Source organism: Rhodococcus wratislaviensis (genome assembly GCF_900455735.1).
Lineage (GTDB): Bacteria > Actinomycetota > Actinomycetes > Mycobacteriales > Mycobacteriaceae > Rhodococcus_F > Rhodococcus_F wratislaviensis.
On sequence record NZ_UAUI01000003.1, the window covers coordinates 43317 to 61339 of the forward strand.

18 protein-coding genes are annotated in these 18023 nt (G+C 69.1%); 14 read left to right on the plus strand and 4 right to left on the minus strand.

The window, feature by feature from the left end:
* Positions 1–5 precede the first annotated feature (5 nt).
* Genes DTA22_RS07530 through DTA22_RS07540 form a run of 3 tightly spaced genes read left to right on the plus strand, consistent with a single transcriptional unit; the run spans position 6 to position 2377 of the window.
* Positions 6–878 (plus strand): MaoC/PaaZ C-terminal domain-containing protein, encoded by an 873-nt coding sequence (locus DTA22_RS07530; protein WP_112299066.1) that lies wholly within the window; start codon positions 6–8, stop codon positions 876–878.
* Complete coding sequence (locus tag DTA22_RS07535) at positions 875–1525, plus strand: PaaI family thioesterase (RefSeq protein ID WP_037231440.1); 651 nt, start codon at positions 875–877, stop codon at positions 1523–1525. The genes DTA22_RS07530 and DTA22_RS07535 overlap by 4 nt, the downstream gene beginning before the upstream one ends.
* A 36-nt stretch (positions 1526–1561) precedes the next feature.
* Positions 1562–2377, plus strand: coding sequence for a mycofactocin-coupled SDR family oxidoreductase (locus DTA22_RS07540; RefSeq protein WP_037231441.1), 816 nt, complete (start codon positions 1562–1564; stop codon positions 2375–2377).
* 80 nt (positions 2378–2457) lie between these two features.
* On the opposite strand, the gene DTA22_RS07545 is transcribed toward DTA22_RS07540, so the two are convergent.
* Positions 2458–4119, minus strand: coding sequence for a class I adenylate-forming enzyme family protein (locus tag DTA22_RS07545; RefSeq protein ID WP_112299067.1), 1662 nt, complete (start codon positions 4117–4119; stop codon positions 2458–2460).
* A 154-nt stretch (positions 4120–4273) separates the two neighbouring features.
* Between DTA22_RS07545 and DTA22_RS07550 the strand changes: the two genes are divergently transcribed.
* From DTA22_RS07550 to DTA22_RS07560, 3 genes are read left to right on the plus strand one after another with little or no spacing between them, the layout of a single operon-like run.
* Positions 4274–5467 carry an NADH:flavin oxidoreductase gene (locus tag DTA22_RS07550; protein ID WP_112299068.1) on the plus strand — a complete coding sequence of 398 codons (1194 nt, stop codon included), beginning with the start codon at positions 4274–4276 and terminating at the stop codon, positions 5465–5467.
* Positions 5468–5493: 26 nt separating this feature from the next.
* On the plus strand, positions 5494–7161 hold the full coding sequence (locus tag DTA22_RS07555; protein WP_112299069.1) for an AMP-binding protein: 1668 nt from the start codon (positions 5494–5496) through the stop codon (positions 7159–7161).
* Between the two features lie 13 nt (positions 7162–7174).
* A complete protein-coding gene (locus tag DTA22_RS07560; RefSeq protein ID WP_112299070.1) occupies positions 7175–8062 on the plus strand; it encodes an LLM class F420-dependent oxidoreductase in 888 nt (295 codons plus the stop codon).
* On the opposite strand, the gene DTA22_RS07565 is transcribed toward DTA22_RS07560, so the two are convergent.
* Entirely contained in the window at positions 8046–8486 is a 441-nt protein-coding gene (locus DTA22_RS07565; protein ID WP_112299071.1) for a nuclear transport factor 2 family protein, read from the minus strand. The genes DTA22_RS07560 and DTA22_RS07565 overlap by 17 nt on opposite strands.
* Before the next feature lie 139 nt (positions 8487–8625).
* On the opposite strand from DTA22_RS07565, the gene DTA22_RS07570 reads away from it, so the two are divergent.
* Genes DTA22_RS07570 through DTA22_RS07595 form a run of 6 tightly spaced genes read left to right on the plus strand, consistent with a single transcriptional unit; the run spans position 8626 to position 14257 of the window.
* On the plus strand, positions 8626–9792 hold the full coding sequence (locus tag DTA22_RS07570) for an acyl-CoA dehydrogenase family protein (RefSeq protein ID WP_112299072.1): 1167 nt from the start codon (positions 8626–8628) through the stop codon (positions 9790–9792).
* On the plus strand, positions 9789–10727 hold the full coding sequence (locus DTA22_RS07575; RefSeq protein WP_112299073.1) for a bifunctional MaoC family dehydratase N-terminal/OB-fold nucleic acid binding domain-containing protein: 939 nt from the start codon (positions 9789–9791) through the stop codon (positions 10725–10727). Before DTA22_RS07570 ends, DTA22_RS07575 begins: the two co-directional genes overlap by 4 nt.
* A complete protein-coding gene (locus DTA22_RS07580; RefSeq protein WP_112299074.1) occupies positions 10727–11839 on the plus strand; it encodes an acyl-CoA dehydrogenase family protein in 1113 nt (370 codons plus the stop codon). Before DTA22_RS07575 ends, DTA22_RS07580 begins: the two co-directional genes overlap by 1 nt.
* Positions 11836–12267 (plus strand): MaoC family dehydratase, encoded by a 432-nt coding sequence (locus DTA22_RS07585; protein WP_112299075.1) that lies wholly within the window; start codon positions 11836–11838, stop codon positions 12265–12267. The genes DTA22_RS07580 and DTA22_RS07585 overlap by 4 nt, the downstream gene beginning before the upstream one ends.
* On the plus strand, positions 12264–13442 hold the full coding sequence (locus DTA22_RS07590; RefSeq protein WP_112299076.1) for a lipid-transfer protein: 1179 nt from the start codon (positions 12264–12266) through the stop codon (positions 13440–13442). Before DTA22_RS07585 ends, DTA22_RS07590 begins: the two co-directional genes overlap by 4 nt.
* 2 nt (positions 13443–13444) lie before the next feature.
* A complete protein-coding gene (locus DTA22_RS07595) occupies positions 13445–14257 on the plus strand; it encodes a MaoC/PaaZ C-terminal domain-containing protein (protein WP_112299077.1) in 813 nt (270 codons plus the stop codon).
* A 70-nt stretch (positions 14258–14327) separates the two neighbouring features.
* Here DTA22_RS07595 and DTA22_RS07600 read toward each other — a convergent pair whose 3' ends face one another.
* Complete coding sequence (locus DTA22_RS07600) at positions 14328–15101, minus strand: SDR family oxidoreductase (protein ID WP_112299078.1); 774 nt, start codon at positions 15099–15101, stop codon at positions 14328–14330.
* Positions 15102–15222: 121 nt separating this feature from the next.
* Here DTA22_RS07600 and DTA22_RS07605 point away from each other — a divergent pair, with 121 nt between their 5' ends.
* On the plus strand, positions 15223–15984 hold the full coding sequence (locus DTA22_RS07605) for an SDR family NAD(P)-dependent oxidoreductase (protein WP_112299079.1): 762 nt from the start codon (positions 15223–15225) through the stop codon (positions 15982–15984).
* Positions 15985–16090: 106 nt separating this feature from the next.
* Positions 16091–17140, plus strand: coding sequence for a ferredoxin--NADP reductase (locus DTA22_RS07610; RefSeq protein ID WP_112299080.1), 1050 nt, complete (start codon positions 16091–16093; stop codon positions 17138–17140).
* Positions 17141–17152: 12 nt separating this feature from the next.
* On the opposite strand, the gene DTA22_RS07615 is transcribed toward DTA22_RS07610, so the two are convergent.
* Positions 17153–18022: a class II glutamine amidotransferase gene (locus DTA22_RS07615; protein WP_112299081.1), complete on the minus strand. Its 870-nt coding sequence runs from the start codon at positions 18020–18022 to the stop codon at positions 17153–17155.
* Position 18023: the final 1 nt, after the last annotated feature.

An 18023-nucleotide genomic window follows, 5' to 3' on the forward strand; every position in this document is an offset into this window, starting at 1 on the left:
CTGACATGCCGATCGACGTGAACGCTGCCCTGACCGCGGAACCGGCGGTGCGGGACGTGGCGTGGACCGAGCGCGACGTCATTCTCTACCACCTCGGACTCGGCGCCGGCGAGAACCCACAGGACCCCGCGGAACTGCGCTGGGTGTACGAGAAGGACTTGCAGGTGCTCCCGACGTTCGCGCTCGTCGCGGGGCAGGGAATCTCGGCCGGCGACGCACCGGCGGCCGGGCTGAACCTGCCCGGCATCGACATCGACCTGCGCAGGATCCTGCACGGCGGACAGTCGCTCACCGTGCACGCGCCCATCCCCGCCCCGGGCGGGGCCAGGGTGTCCTCGCGGGTGGCGGATGTGTGGGACAAGGGCAAGGCTGCCGTCATCGTGCTCGAACAGACGGCCACCGACTCGGGCGGGAACCCGTTGTGGACAACGGGGATGCAGATCTGGGCCCGTGATGAGGGCGGGTTCGGCGGCTCCCCGGGACCCGAGTCGGTGGCCACGGTGCCCGACCGGGAACCCGACAAGGTGCTCGTATCGCGCACCGGGACGGCGCAGGCCCTGCTGTACCGGCTCAGCGGCGACCTCAACCCGCTGCACGCGGACCCTGATTTCGCGGCCGCGGCCGGGTTCGAAAGGCCGATCCTGCACGGGCTCGCGTCGTACGGTGTGGTGTGCAAGGCCGTCGTCGACGGGATGCTGGACGGCGATCCCACACGACTGCGACACTACGCGGTGCGGTTCGCGGGCTCGCTGTACCCGGGCGAGACCGTCGAGACCGCGGTCTGGCAGGACGGCGACCGGCTGACCCTGCGGGCGACGTGCCCCGACCGCGACGGGCAACCTGTCCTGACCCAGGCGACGATGGAGGTGACCGGGTGAACGTCGGTACACATCCCACCCACGAGAACAGCCCGCCGGGGACGGTGCTGACGTCGCCGCCCGACGGATCTCCCGTCGACCGGGCAACCGAGGCCGCCCGCCGCGTGGTCGACGCGCTGCTCCGCACCGATCGTGGCAACGCCAACCTCGAACGTGTCGCGGAAGAGCTGAACAGCATCGCCGAGCACCTCGAGGAACACGCGCCTGCCGTCGCCGAACGGCTGATCGACATGTGGAACGGCGAGGGCGTCACCCGGCACGATCCCGTCACCGGACCCGAGAACGCGCTCGCGCCGCCCGTCGTCCTCGAGGGGCTGTCCGACGGATCGGTCCGGGGCACCGTCACACTGACCATCCCGTACCAGGGTCCGCCCGGGCACGTCCACGGCGGTGTGTCCGCGCTCCTGCTCGACCACGTCCTCGGCGTCGCCAACGCCTGGGGTGGAAAAGCCGGCATGACAGCGCAGTTGAGCACCCGCTACCACCGCCCGACGCCGCTGTTCGAACCACTCACCCTGACCGGGAAGCTGATGTCGGTCGACGGCCGCAAGATCACCACCGTCGGCGACATCCGGACCGCGGACGGCCAGGTGTGCGTCTCGGTCGAGGGACTGTTCGTCGACAAGACCGTGCCCCGCCCACGATGACACCGATCAGGAGCAGACGATGAGCAGGAACAGACAATGACGTCACCCGGCCGTTTCGAGAACAAGGTCGTCTTCGTCACCGGCGCGGCCCGCGGGCAGGGCCGCGCCGAGGCCGTCCGGTTCGCGTCCGAGGGCGCCGACGTCATCGCAATCGACGCCTGTACCGAATTCGCGTCCACGCCGTATCCCGGCGCCACCCAGGACGACCTGGCCGAGACGGTCCGGCTCGTCGAGGCGACCGGCCGGCGGATCGTCGCCGCCACCGCGGACGTGCGCGATTTCGACGGACTCTCCAGCGCCCTCGCGGGCGGCATCGAACGGCTGGGGCGCCTCGACGTCGTGATCGCGAACGCGGGCATCTGCTCGGGGGCGTTGTCGTGGGAGATCACCGCGGAGCAGTGGCAGGAGACTGTCGACGTCAACCTCACGGGAACCTTCCACACCGCGAAGGCGGCGATCCCGTACCTCATCGAACAGGGGGAGGGCGGCGCCGTCGTCTTCACCAGTTCGGTGTCCGGGCTGAAGGGAACCCCGTTCACCGGGCACTATGTCGCCACCAAGCACGGCATCACCGGGCTCGCCAAGACGATGGCGAACGAACTCGGTGAGCACCGCATCCGCGTCAACACGGTGCACCCGGCGGGCGTGGACACCGGCATGAAGGTGCGCGACCTGCACCCGCTCATCGCCCGGTACGCGTCGACGCTCGGCTCCATCTACCAGAACTCGCTGCCCTACAGCATCCTCGCGCCCGAGGACGTCGCCGCCGTCGTCGCCTGGGTCTGTTCCGACGAGGCGAAATACATCACCGGTGCGCAGATTCCCGTCGACCTCGGCAATCTCATCCGCTGAGGTTCGCAGTCTGTGTTCGCCGAATGTCACAGTGGTGCAGTGCGACTGCACCACTGTGACATTCGGCGACCTGCTGACGGTCAGACGGTGATGTCCCGGCGGACCATCTTGCCGGTCGCGTTGCGGGGCAACAGGTCCGTGGTGATCCGCCAGCGGGTCGGGACCTTGAAATACGACAGGCGATCGGCGGCGTACTCGCGCAGCTGCGCCTCGGTGGTCGCGGCACCCGGTCGCAACACCACGACGGCCGCCACCTCCTGCCCCAGATCCTCGTGGGGCGTCCCGATCACCGCGCACTCGAGCACGTCCGGGTGTTCGTCGAGGCACTGCTCGATCTCGGTGGGGTACACGTTCTCCCCGCCGCGCAGAATCAGATCGGAGCGACGTCCGGTCAGCCGCAGGCGACCGTTCTCGACGAGTCCGTAGTCGCCGGTCCGGAGCCACCGGCCCGGGGCGATCGCCGCGGCAGTGGCGGTCTCGTCCTCCCAGTAGCCGAGCATCACGAACGGGCTGCGCACGCACACCTCGCCCTCGACGCCGTCGGGCAGCCACTCCCCGTACGGGTCGCGGATCTCCATGCTCACCGTGATGATCGGACGTCCCAGAGTGCCCGGGAACTGCTCGAGTTCGGGGGCGGTGGCGACGGCGATCGCGGTACTGCACTCGGTGAGCCCGTAACTGTCCACCAGGGCGTTGCGCGCGAACGGCACCTTCTCGCGCAGGCGTTCCTTGAACGCGACCGACGACGGTGCGGACGCCAGCGAGAACGACGTGAGCGACGACAGGTCGTACTTGCCGAGGTCGTCGTGTTCCACGAGACGCGACGCCATGGTGGGCACCGCTCCCCAGTTGGTGACCCGTTCCCGCTCGACGAGACGGAGCACGGCGTCCACATCGAAACCGCCCTGGTGCATGACGACCGCGCCGCCCGTCGCCAGCCGCGGAATCACCAGATTGTGCAGGCTCGCGATGTGGAACAGGGGAGACGTCAGGAGGTAGCGAAGCGAACTCGGCACCGTCGGATCGACGGGCCGTCCACTGAATTCGCCGACCACGGCGTCGCTGAACCGGTGGTAGTCGACGACGGCCAGAATATTGCGCTGAGAGTGCAACGCTCCCTTGGGCCTGCCGCTCGTGCCGCTCGTGTAGAGGATGGCGGCGGGATCGTCCTCGTCGACGTCGGTGTGCGGCATCGGGGACCCTGCGTACCGCGCGAAGATCGCAGGCAGATCCGCCTCCATCGTCAGGACCGGAAGATCGGTGCCGACCGCGGCGAGCGTCTCCGCGCGCTTCGCGTCGGCGACCACCACGGTGGGGCGACTGTGCGTCAGCCCGTACTCGACCTCCCGCGGCACCCACCAGCCGTTCAACCCGACGCTGATGGCGCCGAGCACCTGCGTGGCCCAGAACGCGACCACCCACTCGGGGGTGTTCGCGGCCAGGATCGCCACCCGGTCACCCTTCCGGACGCCGTAGTCCTCGCGCAGCGCCGTCGCCAGGGCCGCGACCGCGGCGGCGTGCTCGGTATAGGACATCCGGCGGTCGGCGGTCACGAGGTAGTCGCGGTCGCCCCACCGGAGCGACGTGGTGAGGAGTTCGCCCACCGAGCGCCCGCGGTTCTTCATCACCGGCATCCCGGTGCCGAGTACCGGCTCCTCGACGAGCTCGAACCGGCCACCGGGTCCGGTGAGACGGGACATCACCTGATCCAGGTGCAACTGTGGATCTGTAGGGGCAGTCATCGGGGCGACCTTTCGTCCTCGGGCACTCGTACCGACACAAGATGGCACGCCGTGACGGGCGCCCGGACGTGGTTACCACTCAGCGAGACTGCCGCGATCCGTGACATCCCGGCGCCGTTACGTTCGACAGCGAATCGCAGCTGGAGGAACTCATATGACGATAGATCTCGACCCGCCCACAGTGAAGGTCGATCCGCTCGCCCCGGCCACACTCGGGCCGATCACCCTGCGCAATCGCGTGATCAAGGCAGCGACGTACGAGGGCCTGACCCCGAGGGGGCTGGTCACCGACGAGCTCATCGAATTCCATCGGCAGCCCGCTGCCGGAGGCGTGGGCATGACGACCGTCGCGTACTGCGCGGTCGCCGCGGACGGCCGTACGTCGCCCGGCCAGATCCAGTGGACCGACGAGGCGATGCCGGGCCTGCGGAAGCTGACCGACGCCATCCACGCCGAGGGTGCGGCAGTGTCTGCGCAGATCGGCCACGCGGGACCGGTCGCGGCCGCGAAGTACATCGGATCCCCGGCCCTGGGTCCGTCCCGCGCGTTCCGGATGACCACTCAGAACTTCTCCAAGCCGGCCTCCACGGCAGATATCGCCCGGATCGTCGAGGCACACGCCGACGCGGCTCGCCGCGCGGTGGAGGCGGGGTTCGATGCCGTGGAGATCCATTTCGGCCACAACTACCTGATCAGCTCGTTCCTCAGCCCGAAGGTCAACAAGCGCACGGACGAGTACGGCGGATCCCTGGCGAACCGCGCCCGGTTCGCGCTCGACACCGCCCGCGCCGTACGCGACGCGGTGGGGGACAGGATCGCGATCCTCGCCAAGCTGAACATGGACGACGGTGTGCCCGGGGGCTTCTGGGTGGACGAGGCCATCCAGGTGGCGCAATGGCTCGAACGGGACGGTTCGCTGGACGCGCTCGAGCTCACCGCGGGCAGTTCGCTGCTGAACCCGATGTACCTGTTCAAGGGCGACGCGCCGCTCCGTGAGTTCGCCGCCGTCATGCCGCAACCGACGAAACTGGGAATCCGGTTGGTCGGCAAGCACTTCCTGAAGGAATACCCCTACCGCGACGCCTACCTCCTCGAGGACGCCCGCCAGATCAGGGCCGCCGTGACGATGCCGCTCGTCCTACTCGGTGGCATCACCGGCAAGGCGACCATGGACCTGGCGATGGCGGAAGGCTTCCAGTTCGTGGCCGTCGCACGGGCCCTCCTGCGGGAACCCGACCTCGTCAACCGGATCACGGAGGAGACCCACAACCCCGGTCTGTGCATTCACTGCAACAAATGCATGACGGCGATCTACGGTGGCACCCACTGCGTGCTCCGCGTGCCGTGAGCGTGCACACCGTGTCGACAGGAGAGATGGAGTTGGAACGCACCACGATCGCCCGGATGCTGCTCGACCGGCTGGGTGACGACAGGCTGGGAGTCCGTACCCGGGACCAGGATTGGACCTGGGACGAGACGGTGCGCGAGAGCGCGGCCCGCGGCGCCGTCGCGTCCTCGCTGCGGCGCGACGGACCGTTCCACGTCGGTGTCCTGCTCGAGAACACCCCCGAGTTCCTGTTCTGGCTGGGCGGCGCGGCGCTCGCCGGGGCCACCGTCGTCGGCATCAATCCGACCCGTCGCGGGGCGGAACTCGAGGCCGAGATCCGGTACGTCGACTGTCAGCTGATCGTCACGGACACCGCCGGGAAGGCGCAGCTCGCCGGTCTCGACCTCGGGCTGTCCGACGACCGGTTCCTGCTGGTCGACGATCCGGGCTACACCGAACTCGTCGCCTCCCACGCGGTGGAGTGTCCGGTGGAGCATCCCGGGATCGACGCGTCGACGCTGTTCCTTCTGCTGTTCACGTCCGGCACCACCGGCGCGTCGAAGGCGGTGCGGTGCAGCCAGGGCCGGCTCGCCCGGCTGGCGTACGCGAACACCGCCAAATACGGGCACGTGCGAGACGACGTCGACTACTGCTGCATGCCGCTGTTCCACGGCAACGCGTTGATGGCGCTCTGGGCGCCCGCCCTCGCCAACGGCGCCACCGTCTGCCTGCCGCGCAAATTCTCCGCGTCCGGATTCCTGCCCGACGTCCGGTTCTTCGGCGCCACATTCTTCACCTACGTCGGCAAGGCGCTGGCATATCTGATGGCCACACCGGAGCAACCCGACGACCGTGACAACACGCTCGTCCGCGGTTTCGGGACCGAGGCGTCCCCGGAGGACAAGACCGAATTCGTCCGCCGGTTCGGCGCCGAACTGTACGAAGGGTACGGCTCGAGTGAGGGTGCCGGTTCGGTGACGCTCGACCCCGACGCCCCCGAGGGCGCGCTCGGCAGGCCCGCGAACGAGAACATCCTCATCGTCGACCCCGACACCCGAGCGGAGAAGGCCCGGGCGCGGCTCGACGAGCACGGACGCGTACTCAACCCGGACGAGGCGATCGGCGAGATGGTCGACAAGGCCGGCGCGGCGCGGTTCGAGGGCTACTACAAGAACGAGGACGCGATCGCGGACCGCATCCGGCACGGCTGGTACTGGACGGGCGACCTCGGGTACGTCGACGAGGCCGGCTTCATCTACTTCGCCGGCCGGAAGGGCGACTGGATCCGCGTGGACGGGGAGAACACCTCGGCGCTGATGGTGGAGCGGATCTTGCGGCGACACCCGAAGGTGGTCGCCACCGGCGTGTACGCCGTCCCCGACCCGCGGTCGGGCGATCAGGTGATGGCGGCCGTCGAGGTGTCCGACCCCACCGATTTCGATCCGGCGGAGTTCGCCGTGTTCCTCGGTAGCCAGGACGACCTGGGCACGAAAGCTGCACCGAGATTCGTCCGGGTGTCGACGGACCTGCCGGTGACGGGATCGAACAAGGTCCTCAAACGCACGCTGCAGGAGCAGCGCTGGCGTTGCGGCGATCCGGTCTTCCGGTGGGCGGGACGTGGTGTTCCGGAGTACCACGAGATGACCGAGAGTGAGAAGGCCGCGCTGGAGCAGGAGTTCCACACGCACGGCCGGCAACGATTCCTGCAGGTGTGACGGTGAGGGTGACATGAAACTGGGTGTGGTGATTCCCGTCGAGCTGGGACGGGCGGGCGAGCCCGAGTGGATACTCGAATTCGCGAGGGCTGCCGAATCACTCGGATTCGACGAGATCTCGGCCGTCGAGCATTCGGTCGTCATCGCGGACACGGCGAGTGCCTATCCGTACTCGCCCACCGGGAAGTCGCACCTACCCGACGACTGCAGCCTGCCGGACCCGCTGGAACTGCTGTCGTTCGTCGCCGGCGCCACGACGACCCTGGGTCTCGCGACAGGAGTGCTGGTCCTGCCCAATCACCACCCGGTGGTGCTGGCGAAACGCCTCGCCACCCTGGACCGGCTGTCCGCGGGGCGCCTCCGTATCTGCCTCGGTCTCGGCTGGATGCGCGAGGAGATCGAGGCCTGCGGCGGCGACTTCGACCGGCGCGGCGCTGTCTCCGACGAGGCGATCGCGGTGATGCGGGAGCTGTGGTCGGGCACCACCGCCGTCGACTTCGCGGGCGAACACTTCTCCTTCCGCGGCGCCCAGAGCTGGCCCAAACCCCACCGGGATTCGGGAGTGCCGCTCTACATCGGCGGACACAGCCCGGCGGCCGCACGGCGGGCCGGGCGGCTGGGCGACGGCTTCCAGCCGCTCGGCCTGGCCGGCGACGACCTGGACCTTGCGATCGTCCGGATGCGGGCGGCGGCAGCGGACGCCGGCCGCGATCCCGCCGATGTCGACCTCGTGCTGGGTGCCACGCTGCCGCGGCTGGACGAGGCCAAACTCGACCGGTCCCGGGAACTGGGCGCGAATCGGCTCGTCCTGTCGGCGTCCCGGCACGCGCACTCGCTCGGCGAGGTCATCGACGAGATGGCAGCCTGTTCCGCCCGGTTGGGACTCAGTCCGGCACGGTGACCGGCACGTCCTCGCTGAAGTCGACGATCAGTTCGCGCCGGAAGAACTGCCAGCCGGTGTCGCCGAGCACGAACCGGTCGTGGTAGCGCAGTGCGATCCGATTGTCGCGGAATCCGTTTCGGCCGGCATAGACATGGTGCGCCGTGCAGTACGTCTCACCCGACGCGCTCGACCCGTCCACGTCGATCACCTGCTGGTGCACGACGTGCCGGGTGGACTGCAGATGCGAGACCGCGTCCACGACGGCGGACGCGAGCACGTCACTGCCGCGGAGTTCGGTTGCCGCGCCGGTGCCCGTCAACGCAGGCGGCAGGACGAGCGTCGCGTCGGAGTCGAACAACGCCGCGAGCGTTGCCGCCTCGCGCCGGTCGACGGCCCGCGCATAGCGGGCGGTGAGTTCGGTGAGAGCGAATCCGGTGGCCATTCCACCATTCCAGCGGACATCCGGCCTCGGCGACAGCCGCCTCCCGCTGACCGAGACATCGGCAGTGCGGTGTGGGAGTGCTGGTTAGCGTCCAGAACACACGTGGCGACAGCCACGCACAGGCTTGAGGAGAACGCCGATGGATGTGAGGGAATCGCCCGGGCAACGGGAACTCCGGCGGGAGTTGCGCGCGTACTTCGCGGCGCTGCTGCCGGAGGAGACGCGGCGGATCGCGGGTGAGCAAGGTGTGGGCGGAGAGCATTTCCGCGACATCGTGCGGCTGCTGGGCAAGGACGGCTGGCTGGGTGTCGGCTGGCCGGTGGAGTACGGCGGGCAGGGACGGTCGATCGAAGACCAGTTCGTGTTCTTCGACGAGGTGCAACGGGCCGGACTGCCGTTCCCGTTCGTCACCGTCAACACCGTCGGCCCCACCCTGATGAAGTACGGCACCGAGGAGCAGAAGGCGCGGTTCCTTCCCGGCATCCTGGCCGGCGACATCGTCTTCGCCATCGGCTACACCGAACCGGAAGCCGGCACCGACCTCGCCTCGCTGCAGACCCGGGCCGTTCGCGACGGAGATGCGTGGGTGGTCGACGGCAACAAAATCTTCACCAGTGGCGCCAACACAGCCGACTACGTGTGGCTGGCGTGCCGCACCGATGCGGACGCACCCAAGCACAAGGGCATCTCGATCCTCATCGTGCCCACCGATGATCCCGGTTTCAGCTGGTCGCCGATCTACACCGTGGGCGGGCTGACGGTCACGTCGACCTACTACAGCGGAATCCGGGTCGGCGATCAGGACGTCGTGGGCGACGTCGACGGCGGGTGGCAGCTGATCACCGCCCAGCTCAATCACGAACGCATCGGGCTCGCGGCGCTCGGCGGACGCACGCTCGGCCTGTGGCAGCAGGTCCTCGACTGGGCCAGGCAGAACGGTGCACTCGACATCCCGTGGGTGCAGATGGACTTCGCGCGCACTCACGCGAAACTCGAGGCGATGCGACTGCTGAACTGGAAGATGACCGCCGCGGTCGCGCGGGATGCGTTGTCGGGAGCCGACGCCGGTGCCACCAAGACGTACGGCACCGAAACCCACGTCGACGTCTACCGCACTCTGCTCGGGATCCTCGGCGCCGCCGGACGGCTGCGTCCGGGCTCACCCGGCGCGATCCTCGCCGGCCAGATCGAACAGATCTCCCGTCAAAGTGTGGTGAACACGTTCGGCGGCGGCGTCAACGAGGTGCTCCGCGACATGGTCGGCACTCTCGGCCTCGGACTCGTCCGCGAGAAGAGGGTGAAATGAGCGAACTCCTCACCCGGCTGCGCGCGTTCGAGGGACGGACGATCGTCCCGGCCACCTGGGGCCCCGACCCCGTGAACACTCCGATGATCCGGCACTGGGTCGAGGCGATGGGTGACACGAGCCCCGTCTACCTCGACGACGACGCCGCGCACGCCACCGGACGCGGCGGCGCCGTGGCACCCGCCCAGATGCTGCAGGTGTGGACGATGCGCACGTACGCCGACAAGATGTCCGGCGCCGACCCGTCACCCGTCTGGACGGAGTTGATCGCCACATTCGACGAGGCGGGATTCACGTCCGTCGTCGCCACCGATTCCGACCAGGAGTTCTTCGCCGAACTGCGCCCCGGCGACCGGGTGAGCACGACCGAAGTGGTCGAGTCCGTGTCCGCGGAGAAACAGACAGGTCTCGGCGCCGGACATTTCGTCACCACCCTCAAGACATACCGCAACGGCGGCGGCGAGATCGTCGGCACCCAGCGGTGGCGGACACTCCGCTTCCGGCCCGCCGAGCGTCCGGCTCCGCGCGCACTGCGCCCGCGGCCCGCCATCGACCACGACAACGCCTTCTGGTTCGCGGCCGCACGCGAGCACCGCCTCGTCATCCAGCGGTGCGCGAGCTGCGGGGTGCTGCGGCACCCGACCGGACCGATGTGCGGGGAGTGCCGCTCCACCGAGTGGGACACCGTCGACGCGTCGGGGCGGGGCACCGTCTACACGTTCGTCGTCAATCACCACCCGAAGATCGACGCCTTCGACTACCCACTGATCGTCGCGGTGATCGAACTCGAGGAGGGCACCCGCCTGATCGCCAACATGACGGGTGTCGAACCCGAACACGTGCACATCGGAATGCCGGTGGAACTGGTCTGGATCGACGCCGACCCGGAACTGACGCTTCCCGCATTCCGGCCCACCCCATTGGAGGACCACTGATGGATTTCACCTTCAGCGAGGAGCAGGAGGCGGTGCGCGGACTGGCCGCGGACGTGTTCGCTGCCACGTCGCGACCCGAGCGGATCAAGGACGTCGAGTCGACCGCCGACCGGATCGACCGGGAACTGTGGCGTGAACTGGCCACGACCGGGCTGCTCGGCATCTCCCTGCCCGAGAACCTCGGTGGCGGCGGCATGGGACTCGCCGAACTGTGCGTCCTGTTCGAGGAGCAGGGCCGGACCGTGGCGCCGGTTCCGTTGTGGCCGCACGTGCTCGGTGCGCTCGCGATCACCGAGTTCGGGACGCCGGACCAGCGCGGCGCGCTGGTTCCCGCCGCGGCCGACGGCAGCCTGATCCTCACGGTCGGACTCGAGGAGTTCGGGCCGTACGTCGCCGGCGAACCGGCGACGACGGCACGCGAGGTGGACGGCCGGTGGCAGGTGCACGGCGCCAAGGCCGCGGTGCCGGTGGCGCATCTCGCCGAACACCTCCTCGTCTCCGCGACGACCGGCAGCGGTCCGGCGCTGTTCCTGGTGCACCCCGGCGCCGCGGGAGTGACCGTGCAGCAGGCGGAGTCGACCACCCACGAGATCTGCGCGAACGTCACGTTCGACGCGGCCCCCGCGGAACCGGTCGGCCCGGCGGACGGTACCGCGGTGCGGTGGCTGCTCGAACGGGCGGAACTGGCACTCGCCGCGCTGCAACTGGGCGTGGGGGAAGGCGCGGTCGGCCAGGCCGTGACGTACCTCAACGGACGCACCCAGTTCGGCCGCCCGCTCGCGACGTTCCAGGCCGTCACCCATCAGCTCGCGGACTGCTACATCGACCTCGAGGCCATGAGGGTGACGCTGTGGCAGGCCGTCTGGCTCCTCGCGAGCGGGGAAGATCCGGGAACCGCTGTGCTGGTCGCGAAATGGTGGGCGACCGACGGCGGCCAGCGGGTCGTTCACCGCACGCAGCACGTACACGGCGGAATCGGCGTCGACACCGACTACCCGGTGCACCGGCACCTGCTGTGGGGCAAACAGCTCGCCGCCACACTCGGCGGCGCCGGCTCCGACCTGGCACGCCTGGGCGCGCAGCTGGCGGCCGGGGTCGAGGTGGTCGCATGACCACGACCGTCGGCGCCACGGGCTACGAGACCGTCACGATCGGCGATCGGCTGCCCGAGTTGGTGATTCCGCTGACGCGCACCCTGATCGTCGCCACCGCCCTCGCCACCCGCGACTTCCAGGACGTGCACCACGACCCGGCACTCGCGGTGGAACGGGGATCGGCGGACGTGTTCATGAACATCCTCACCACCAACGGGCTGGTGGGGCGATTCGTCACCGACTGGGCAGGCCCGCACGCGTCGCTGCGGCGGATCGCGGTGCGGCTCGGTGCCCCCAACTACCCCGGTGACGAGATGACCCTGACCGGTGAGGTGGTCGCGAAGGACGACGGTCTCGTCACCGTGAAGATCCGCGGCGTGAACAGCCTCGGTGATCACGCCACCGGCACCGTCGACGTCGCCTGGCCTGCACGAGGAGACCTGTGATCAGCCCCCTGTCGGGCGCCGCCGCCATCGTCGGCATCGGCGCCACCGAATTCTCCAAGCACTCGGGACGAAGTGAACTGCAACTGGCGTGCGAGGCGATCGTCGCGGCACTCGCCGACGCGGGCATCGACCCGTCCGAGGTCGACGGCCTGTCCACGTACACCGCCGAGACGAACGGGGAGGTGCTCGTCGCCCGCAACACGGGCATCGGCGAGCTGAAGTTCTTCTCCCGCATCGGTTACGGCGGCGGCGCCGCGTGCGCCACGGTCCAGCAGGCGGCGATGGCCGTCGTCACGGGTATCGCGGACGTCGTCGTCTGTTACCGCGCGTTCAACGAACGGTCCGGTGTGCGTTACGGACTCGGGCAGCACGACCGCCCGATGGACAGCACCGCGGACCGGGCGGCATACGCCTGGCTGACCCCGCAGGGACTGTCGACGCCCGCCCAGTGGGTGGCGATGTTCGCCCGCCGGTACATGCATCGGTACGGCGCCACGAGTGAGGACTTCGGCCGGGTCGCGGTCGTCGCACGCAAGCACGCCGCCGACAACCCCGCCGCCTGGTTTCACGGGCGGCCCATTACCCTCGACGACCACCAGAAGTCGCGGTGGATCGCCGAACCGCTGCACCTACTGGACTGCTGCCAGGAAACCGACGGCGGCCAGGCCCTCGTCGTCGTCTCCGCCGAACGCGCCAGGGACCTCCGCGCCACCCCGGCGATCGTCAAGGCCGCCGCGCAGGGCTCCGGTAAGGACCAGCACATGATGGCCAGCTACTACCGGCCCGACATCACCGGAATACCCGAAATGGGCGTCGTGGGCAGGCAACTCTACGGGCAGAGCGGTCTCGCGCCCGACGACATCTCGGCGGCGATCCTCTACGACCACTTCACCCCGCTCGTCCTCCCGCAACTCGAGGAACTCGGGTTCTGCGACCCCGGCGAGGCGAAGGATTTCATCCGGGACGGCAACCTCGAGGTCGGCGGCCGCCTCCCGGCCAACACCCACGGCGGCCAGATCGGCGAGGCCTATCTGCACGGCGTCAACGGCATCGCCGAGGCAGTTCGCCTGATCCGCGGAACGTCGACGACACAACCGGACGGCATCGGCAACGTGCTGGTGACCGCGGGCACCGCCGTGCCCACCAGCGGCCTGATCCTGGGCAGAGAGGACTGATCATGACGACAACCGAAAGCACGACGGCAGGAGCGTGGCGAGGCGAGGACCTCGGCACCCGCACCGCGAGTTACGACGAGCGCGACGCCATCCTGTACGCCCTGTCGGTGGGTGCACGGGCCACCGAACTGGACCTCGTGTTCGAGGAGCGTCTGCGGGTGCTGCCCACGTTCGCTCTCACCCTCGCCCAGTGGGCGCCGGACGAACTGGGGTCGCGCGGCGCTTTCGACACGAAGACGGCGCTGCACGGATCGCAGGAACTGACGGTGCTCGCGCCGCTTCCGCGTCGCGGCGAGATCGCGTTGTCGGCGTCGGTCGGCGAGGTGTGGGACAAGGGCTCGGCCGCGGTGTTCGAGGTGCGCGTCGAGTCCGAGTTCTTCGTCGCCACCTGGTCGCTGTTCGCGCCGGGCGCCGGCGGCTTCGGCGGCGATCGAGGTCCCGCGAAACCGTCTCGGCTCGAGGGGAAACCGGTCGCGGAGGCCGTTCTGCCGACCGCGGAGAACCAGGCGGCGCTGTACCGGCTGACCGGCGACCGGCACCACATCCACATCGACCCGGCGGCGGCCGAGCGGATCGGACAGCCACGGCCGATCATGCACGGGCTGTGCACCCTCGCCGCGAGCGCGCTGGAACTCGCCCGAGCGCTGGACGTCCACCCGGCCGACCTCGCCCGGCTGGAGGGACGGTTCGCCGCACCGGTCTACCCGGGCGACGCACCGACGTTGCGAGCCTGGGGTGATGCGGAGGACGCGTCGTTCGAACTCGTCCAGGGCGACCGGCCGCTCATCGCCGGGGCCCGCGCCGCGTTCGGCTGACCGCACGGTCGCCCGCCGAATGTCACACCGGTGCAGTTGAACCGCACCGGTGCGACATTCGGCGAGGACGTCAGGAGTGGGTCGCGAGGTACCGCGCGGGGTATTCGCCGCCGCCGTGGACGGCGAGATCGGCGCCGTTCACGTACGACGCCTGCGCGCTCGCCAGGAAGAGGCACGCGTCCGCGATGTCGGACGGCACCGCCATCCGCCCCATCGGCAGGGTCCGGGTGACGGCGGCTCCGCCGTCGTCGCCGTAGACGGACGCCGCGCTCTCGGTGCGGATGAGACCCGTGGTGATGTGGTTGATCCGGACCTTCGGAGCCCACTCGAGCGCAAGCGCTTTCGTCAGAACCAGCAGGCCGGCCTTCGCGGCGCTGTACGCGGCGGTGCCGGGTTGCGGATCGTGAGCGGAGACGCTGCCGATGTTGACGATGGCACCACCGTCGGACTGCTGCTGCATCACCGTGTTGGCAGCCTGGGCGACGGTGAAGGGCGCCAGCAGATTCAGTGCGACGATCTTCTCGACGAAACGCGGGGAGACGGTGGCCGCGTCGGCGTCGGGCGAACCGCCCGCGTTGTTGACGAGGACGTCGAGACGGCCGTACCGGGCGACGGCGTCGTCGATCAGTGCGGCGGCGTCGGCATGGTCGCGGACGTCGGTCGCGCGGAACGCGGCGGTGCGATCACCGTGCGCGGGCAGGGACTCCGGCGCGGAGCGGCCGCACACGAGCACGTTCGCCCCCGCGGCGAGAAACGATTCGGCGACGACGAAACCGATGCCCTTGGTTCCGCCGGTCACGACGACGGTGCGGCCACTGAAATCGAGAGGAGGGGAGATTGTCACGGGAGACCTTCGGAGTGAGGGAGCGTCAGGATTTCTGGCGCTCGAATGAGATCGGGTGAATCGGCACGAAAGCCGCAAACAAGCAAATGCTTGGTTCGATAGTAGGGGAACGGGAGTGGACATGGGCAAACTCGACGGCAAGGTCGCGCTGATCACGGGTGCGGGACAGGGGATCGGACAGGGAATCGCCCTGGCCCTCGCCCGGGAGGGCGCGGCGATCGCCGTCGCCGGACGGACCGAAGCGAAACTGCACCGCACGTGCGAGCGGCTCACCGAACTCGGCGCCCGCAGCGAACCGGTGGTGTGCGACGTCAGCAGACGCGCAGACATCGCATCCGCCGTCGAGCGGACCGTGGACGTGTTCGGCGGCGTCGACATCCTGGTAAACAACGCCAACGACTGCAGACCGGGACCGATCCTGTCGGTGATCGACGAGGAGTACGAGCGGTCGTTCGCGACGGGACCGCTCGCGACGCTGCGCATGATGCAGTCGTGCCATCCGCACATGAAGTCACGCGGCGGCGGCGTGATCGTCAACCTCGTCACGTCGGCGGCCGTGCGCTGGGATGCGAGCAACTACGGCGCCTACGGTTCGATCAAGGAGGGGATGCGTTCGCTGACCAGGTCGGCGGCGTGCGAGTGGGGCCGGGACGGCATCCGGGTGCTGTCCGTGGCCCCGCACGCCAAGAGTCCGGCGCTTTCGCGGTGGATGGAGCAGAATCCGGACGAGGCGGCGGAGTTCGTGGCGGGCATCCCGCTCGGACGGGTCGGCGACGCCGAAACCGACATCGGGCGCGCCGTCGTGTTCCTCGTCAGCGAGGACGCCGGCTACCTCACCGGGGCCACCATCCCCCTGGACGGCGGGCAGTCCCGTTGGGGCTGACGCCGGTGAGACGGGTCCCGCACAGCGGGAAGAGCTGCGGTCGCCGCCGTCGATCTGCACTAGTTTCGGCAGGATCGAATTACCGTAGCGAGAGGGCACCGTCGCGATGACGACCGTTGAAACACCACGCAGTTCGCGATCAGTAGTGGTCACCGTGGCCGCTGTCGTGGAGGAGACGTCCGACGCCCGGTCGCTGGTGTTCGACGTCCCCGACGAGCGTCGGCACGAATTCGCGTACAAGCCCGGACAGTTCCTGACGCTGCGGATCCCGAGCGACCGGACGGGATCGGTCGCGCGGTGCTACTCGCTGGCCAGTTCGCCGTTCACCGACGACCTGCCGAAGGTGACGATCAAGCGCACCGCAGGCGGGTACGGTTCGCACTGGTTGTGCGACAACGTCGGCGTCGGCGACCGCATCGAGGTCCTGCCTCCCGCGGGCGTGTTCACTCCGGCCAGCCTCGACGAAGACCTGATCCTGTTCGCCGCGGGCAGCGGAATCACCCCGGTGATGTCGATCCTCAAGTCGGCGCTGAGCGAGGGCGACGGGAAAGTCGTCCTGGTGTACGCGAACCGGGACGAGAAGTCGGTCATCTTCGCCGACGAGTTGCGGGGACTCTCGGCCCGCCACGAACACCGGCTGACAGTCGTGCACTGGCTCGAGAGCGTGCAGGGTCTGCCGACGCCGCGGCAGCTGGCGAATCTGTCGGACCGGTTCCGGGACCACCGCGCGTACCTCTGCGGACCGCGTCCCTTCATGGACGCGATCCACGAGTCGCTCGCACTCGCCGGCGTCCCGCGCGACCGGGTGCACGCCGAGGTGTTCACGTCACTGTCCGGGGATCCGTTCGCGGACGTCGTGGTCGAGGAACTGCCGGACACGGGTACGGCGTCGACGGTCGAGGTGCAACTCGACGGCGAAGCGCACAACCTGAGCTGGCCACGCCAGGCAACACTCGTCGACGTCATGCTCTCCAAGGGCCTCGACGTCCCCTACTCGTGCCGCGAGGGCGAATGCGGTTCCTGCGCATGCACGGTGGTCGAGGGAGAGGTGGACATGGACAACGCGTCGATCCTCGATCCCGAGGACATCGCGAGCGGCTACATCCTCGCGTGCCAGGCCCGCCCCGTCAGCGAGCATGTGCGGATCGAGTTCTGACGGGCGTCCGCGCTATTTCTCCGTCTGCGCGGCCGCGGCGCGCGCATTGAGGTCGGCGAGGCGGATCGGGTACCGCGGTGGGCGATCGACGATCACCTGCCGGGTGACGGCGAGGTCGCGGTCGACGTGGAGCAGTTCGCCCGACTGCAGCGGAGTCCAGCCGGGATCCTCGTCCATCTGCTCGCTGGCGACGACCACCGCCGGATTGTCGGCGAGATGTTCGGACCTGGCACGGATTCGGCCGGGAGTGCTCGCGTGCTGGAGGTGGCGACCACCGCTCGGACCGCCCGCCCGCCGCTCGAGGAAGAGCAGGTCGTGGGTGTCCGGGTATCGTAGCGCCCACAATTCGCCGGGTGTGGTCAGCAGGATGTTGAGCGCGTAGATCGGCACGTTGTCCGCCAGCCATCGGGCGGCCGACGTGATACCTGCCGTGACGTCGCCGCCGTTCCTCCCGATGTGACCGGTCACCAGGGCGAAGACGCGTTCCGAGTCGGTGTCGCCGTGAACGAGGGCGAGATCGGACCCCAGTTCCGCCTCGAGCTTCGGCAGGTCCTCGACCACGCCGTTGTGGGCGAACACGCGACCGTCCTGGGCGAACGGATGGGTGTTCTGGGGAAGCAGTTCACCGGTGGTTGCGAAACGGATGTGCGCCACGAACGTGGCCGAATACCGATGCTTCGCCTCCTGTGCGAACTCCGTGTCCTCGTACGCGGCGAGCGGTTGCTTCTCCACCACCGGAGTTCCGTCCTCCGCGAACGTGCCGAGTCCGGTGCCGTCCGGCTCGCGGTGACTCTGCTGGGCCAGACTGTCCGGGGCGTCCAGCAGCCAGAACGACGCGCGGACGCGGTGCGGGGCTGCGGACAACCCGAACAATCGGCACATG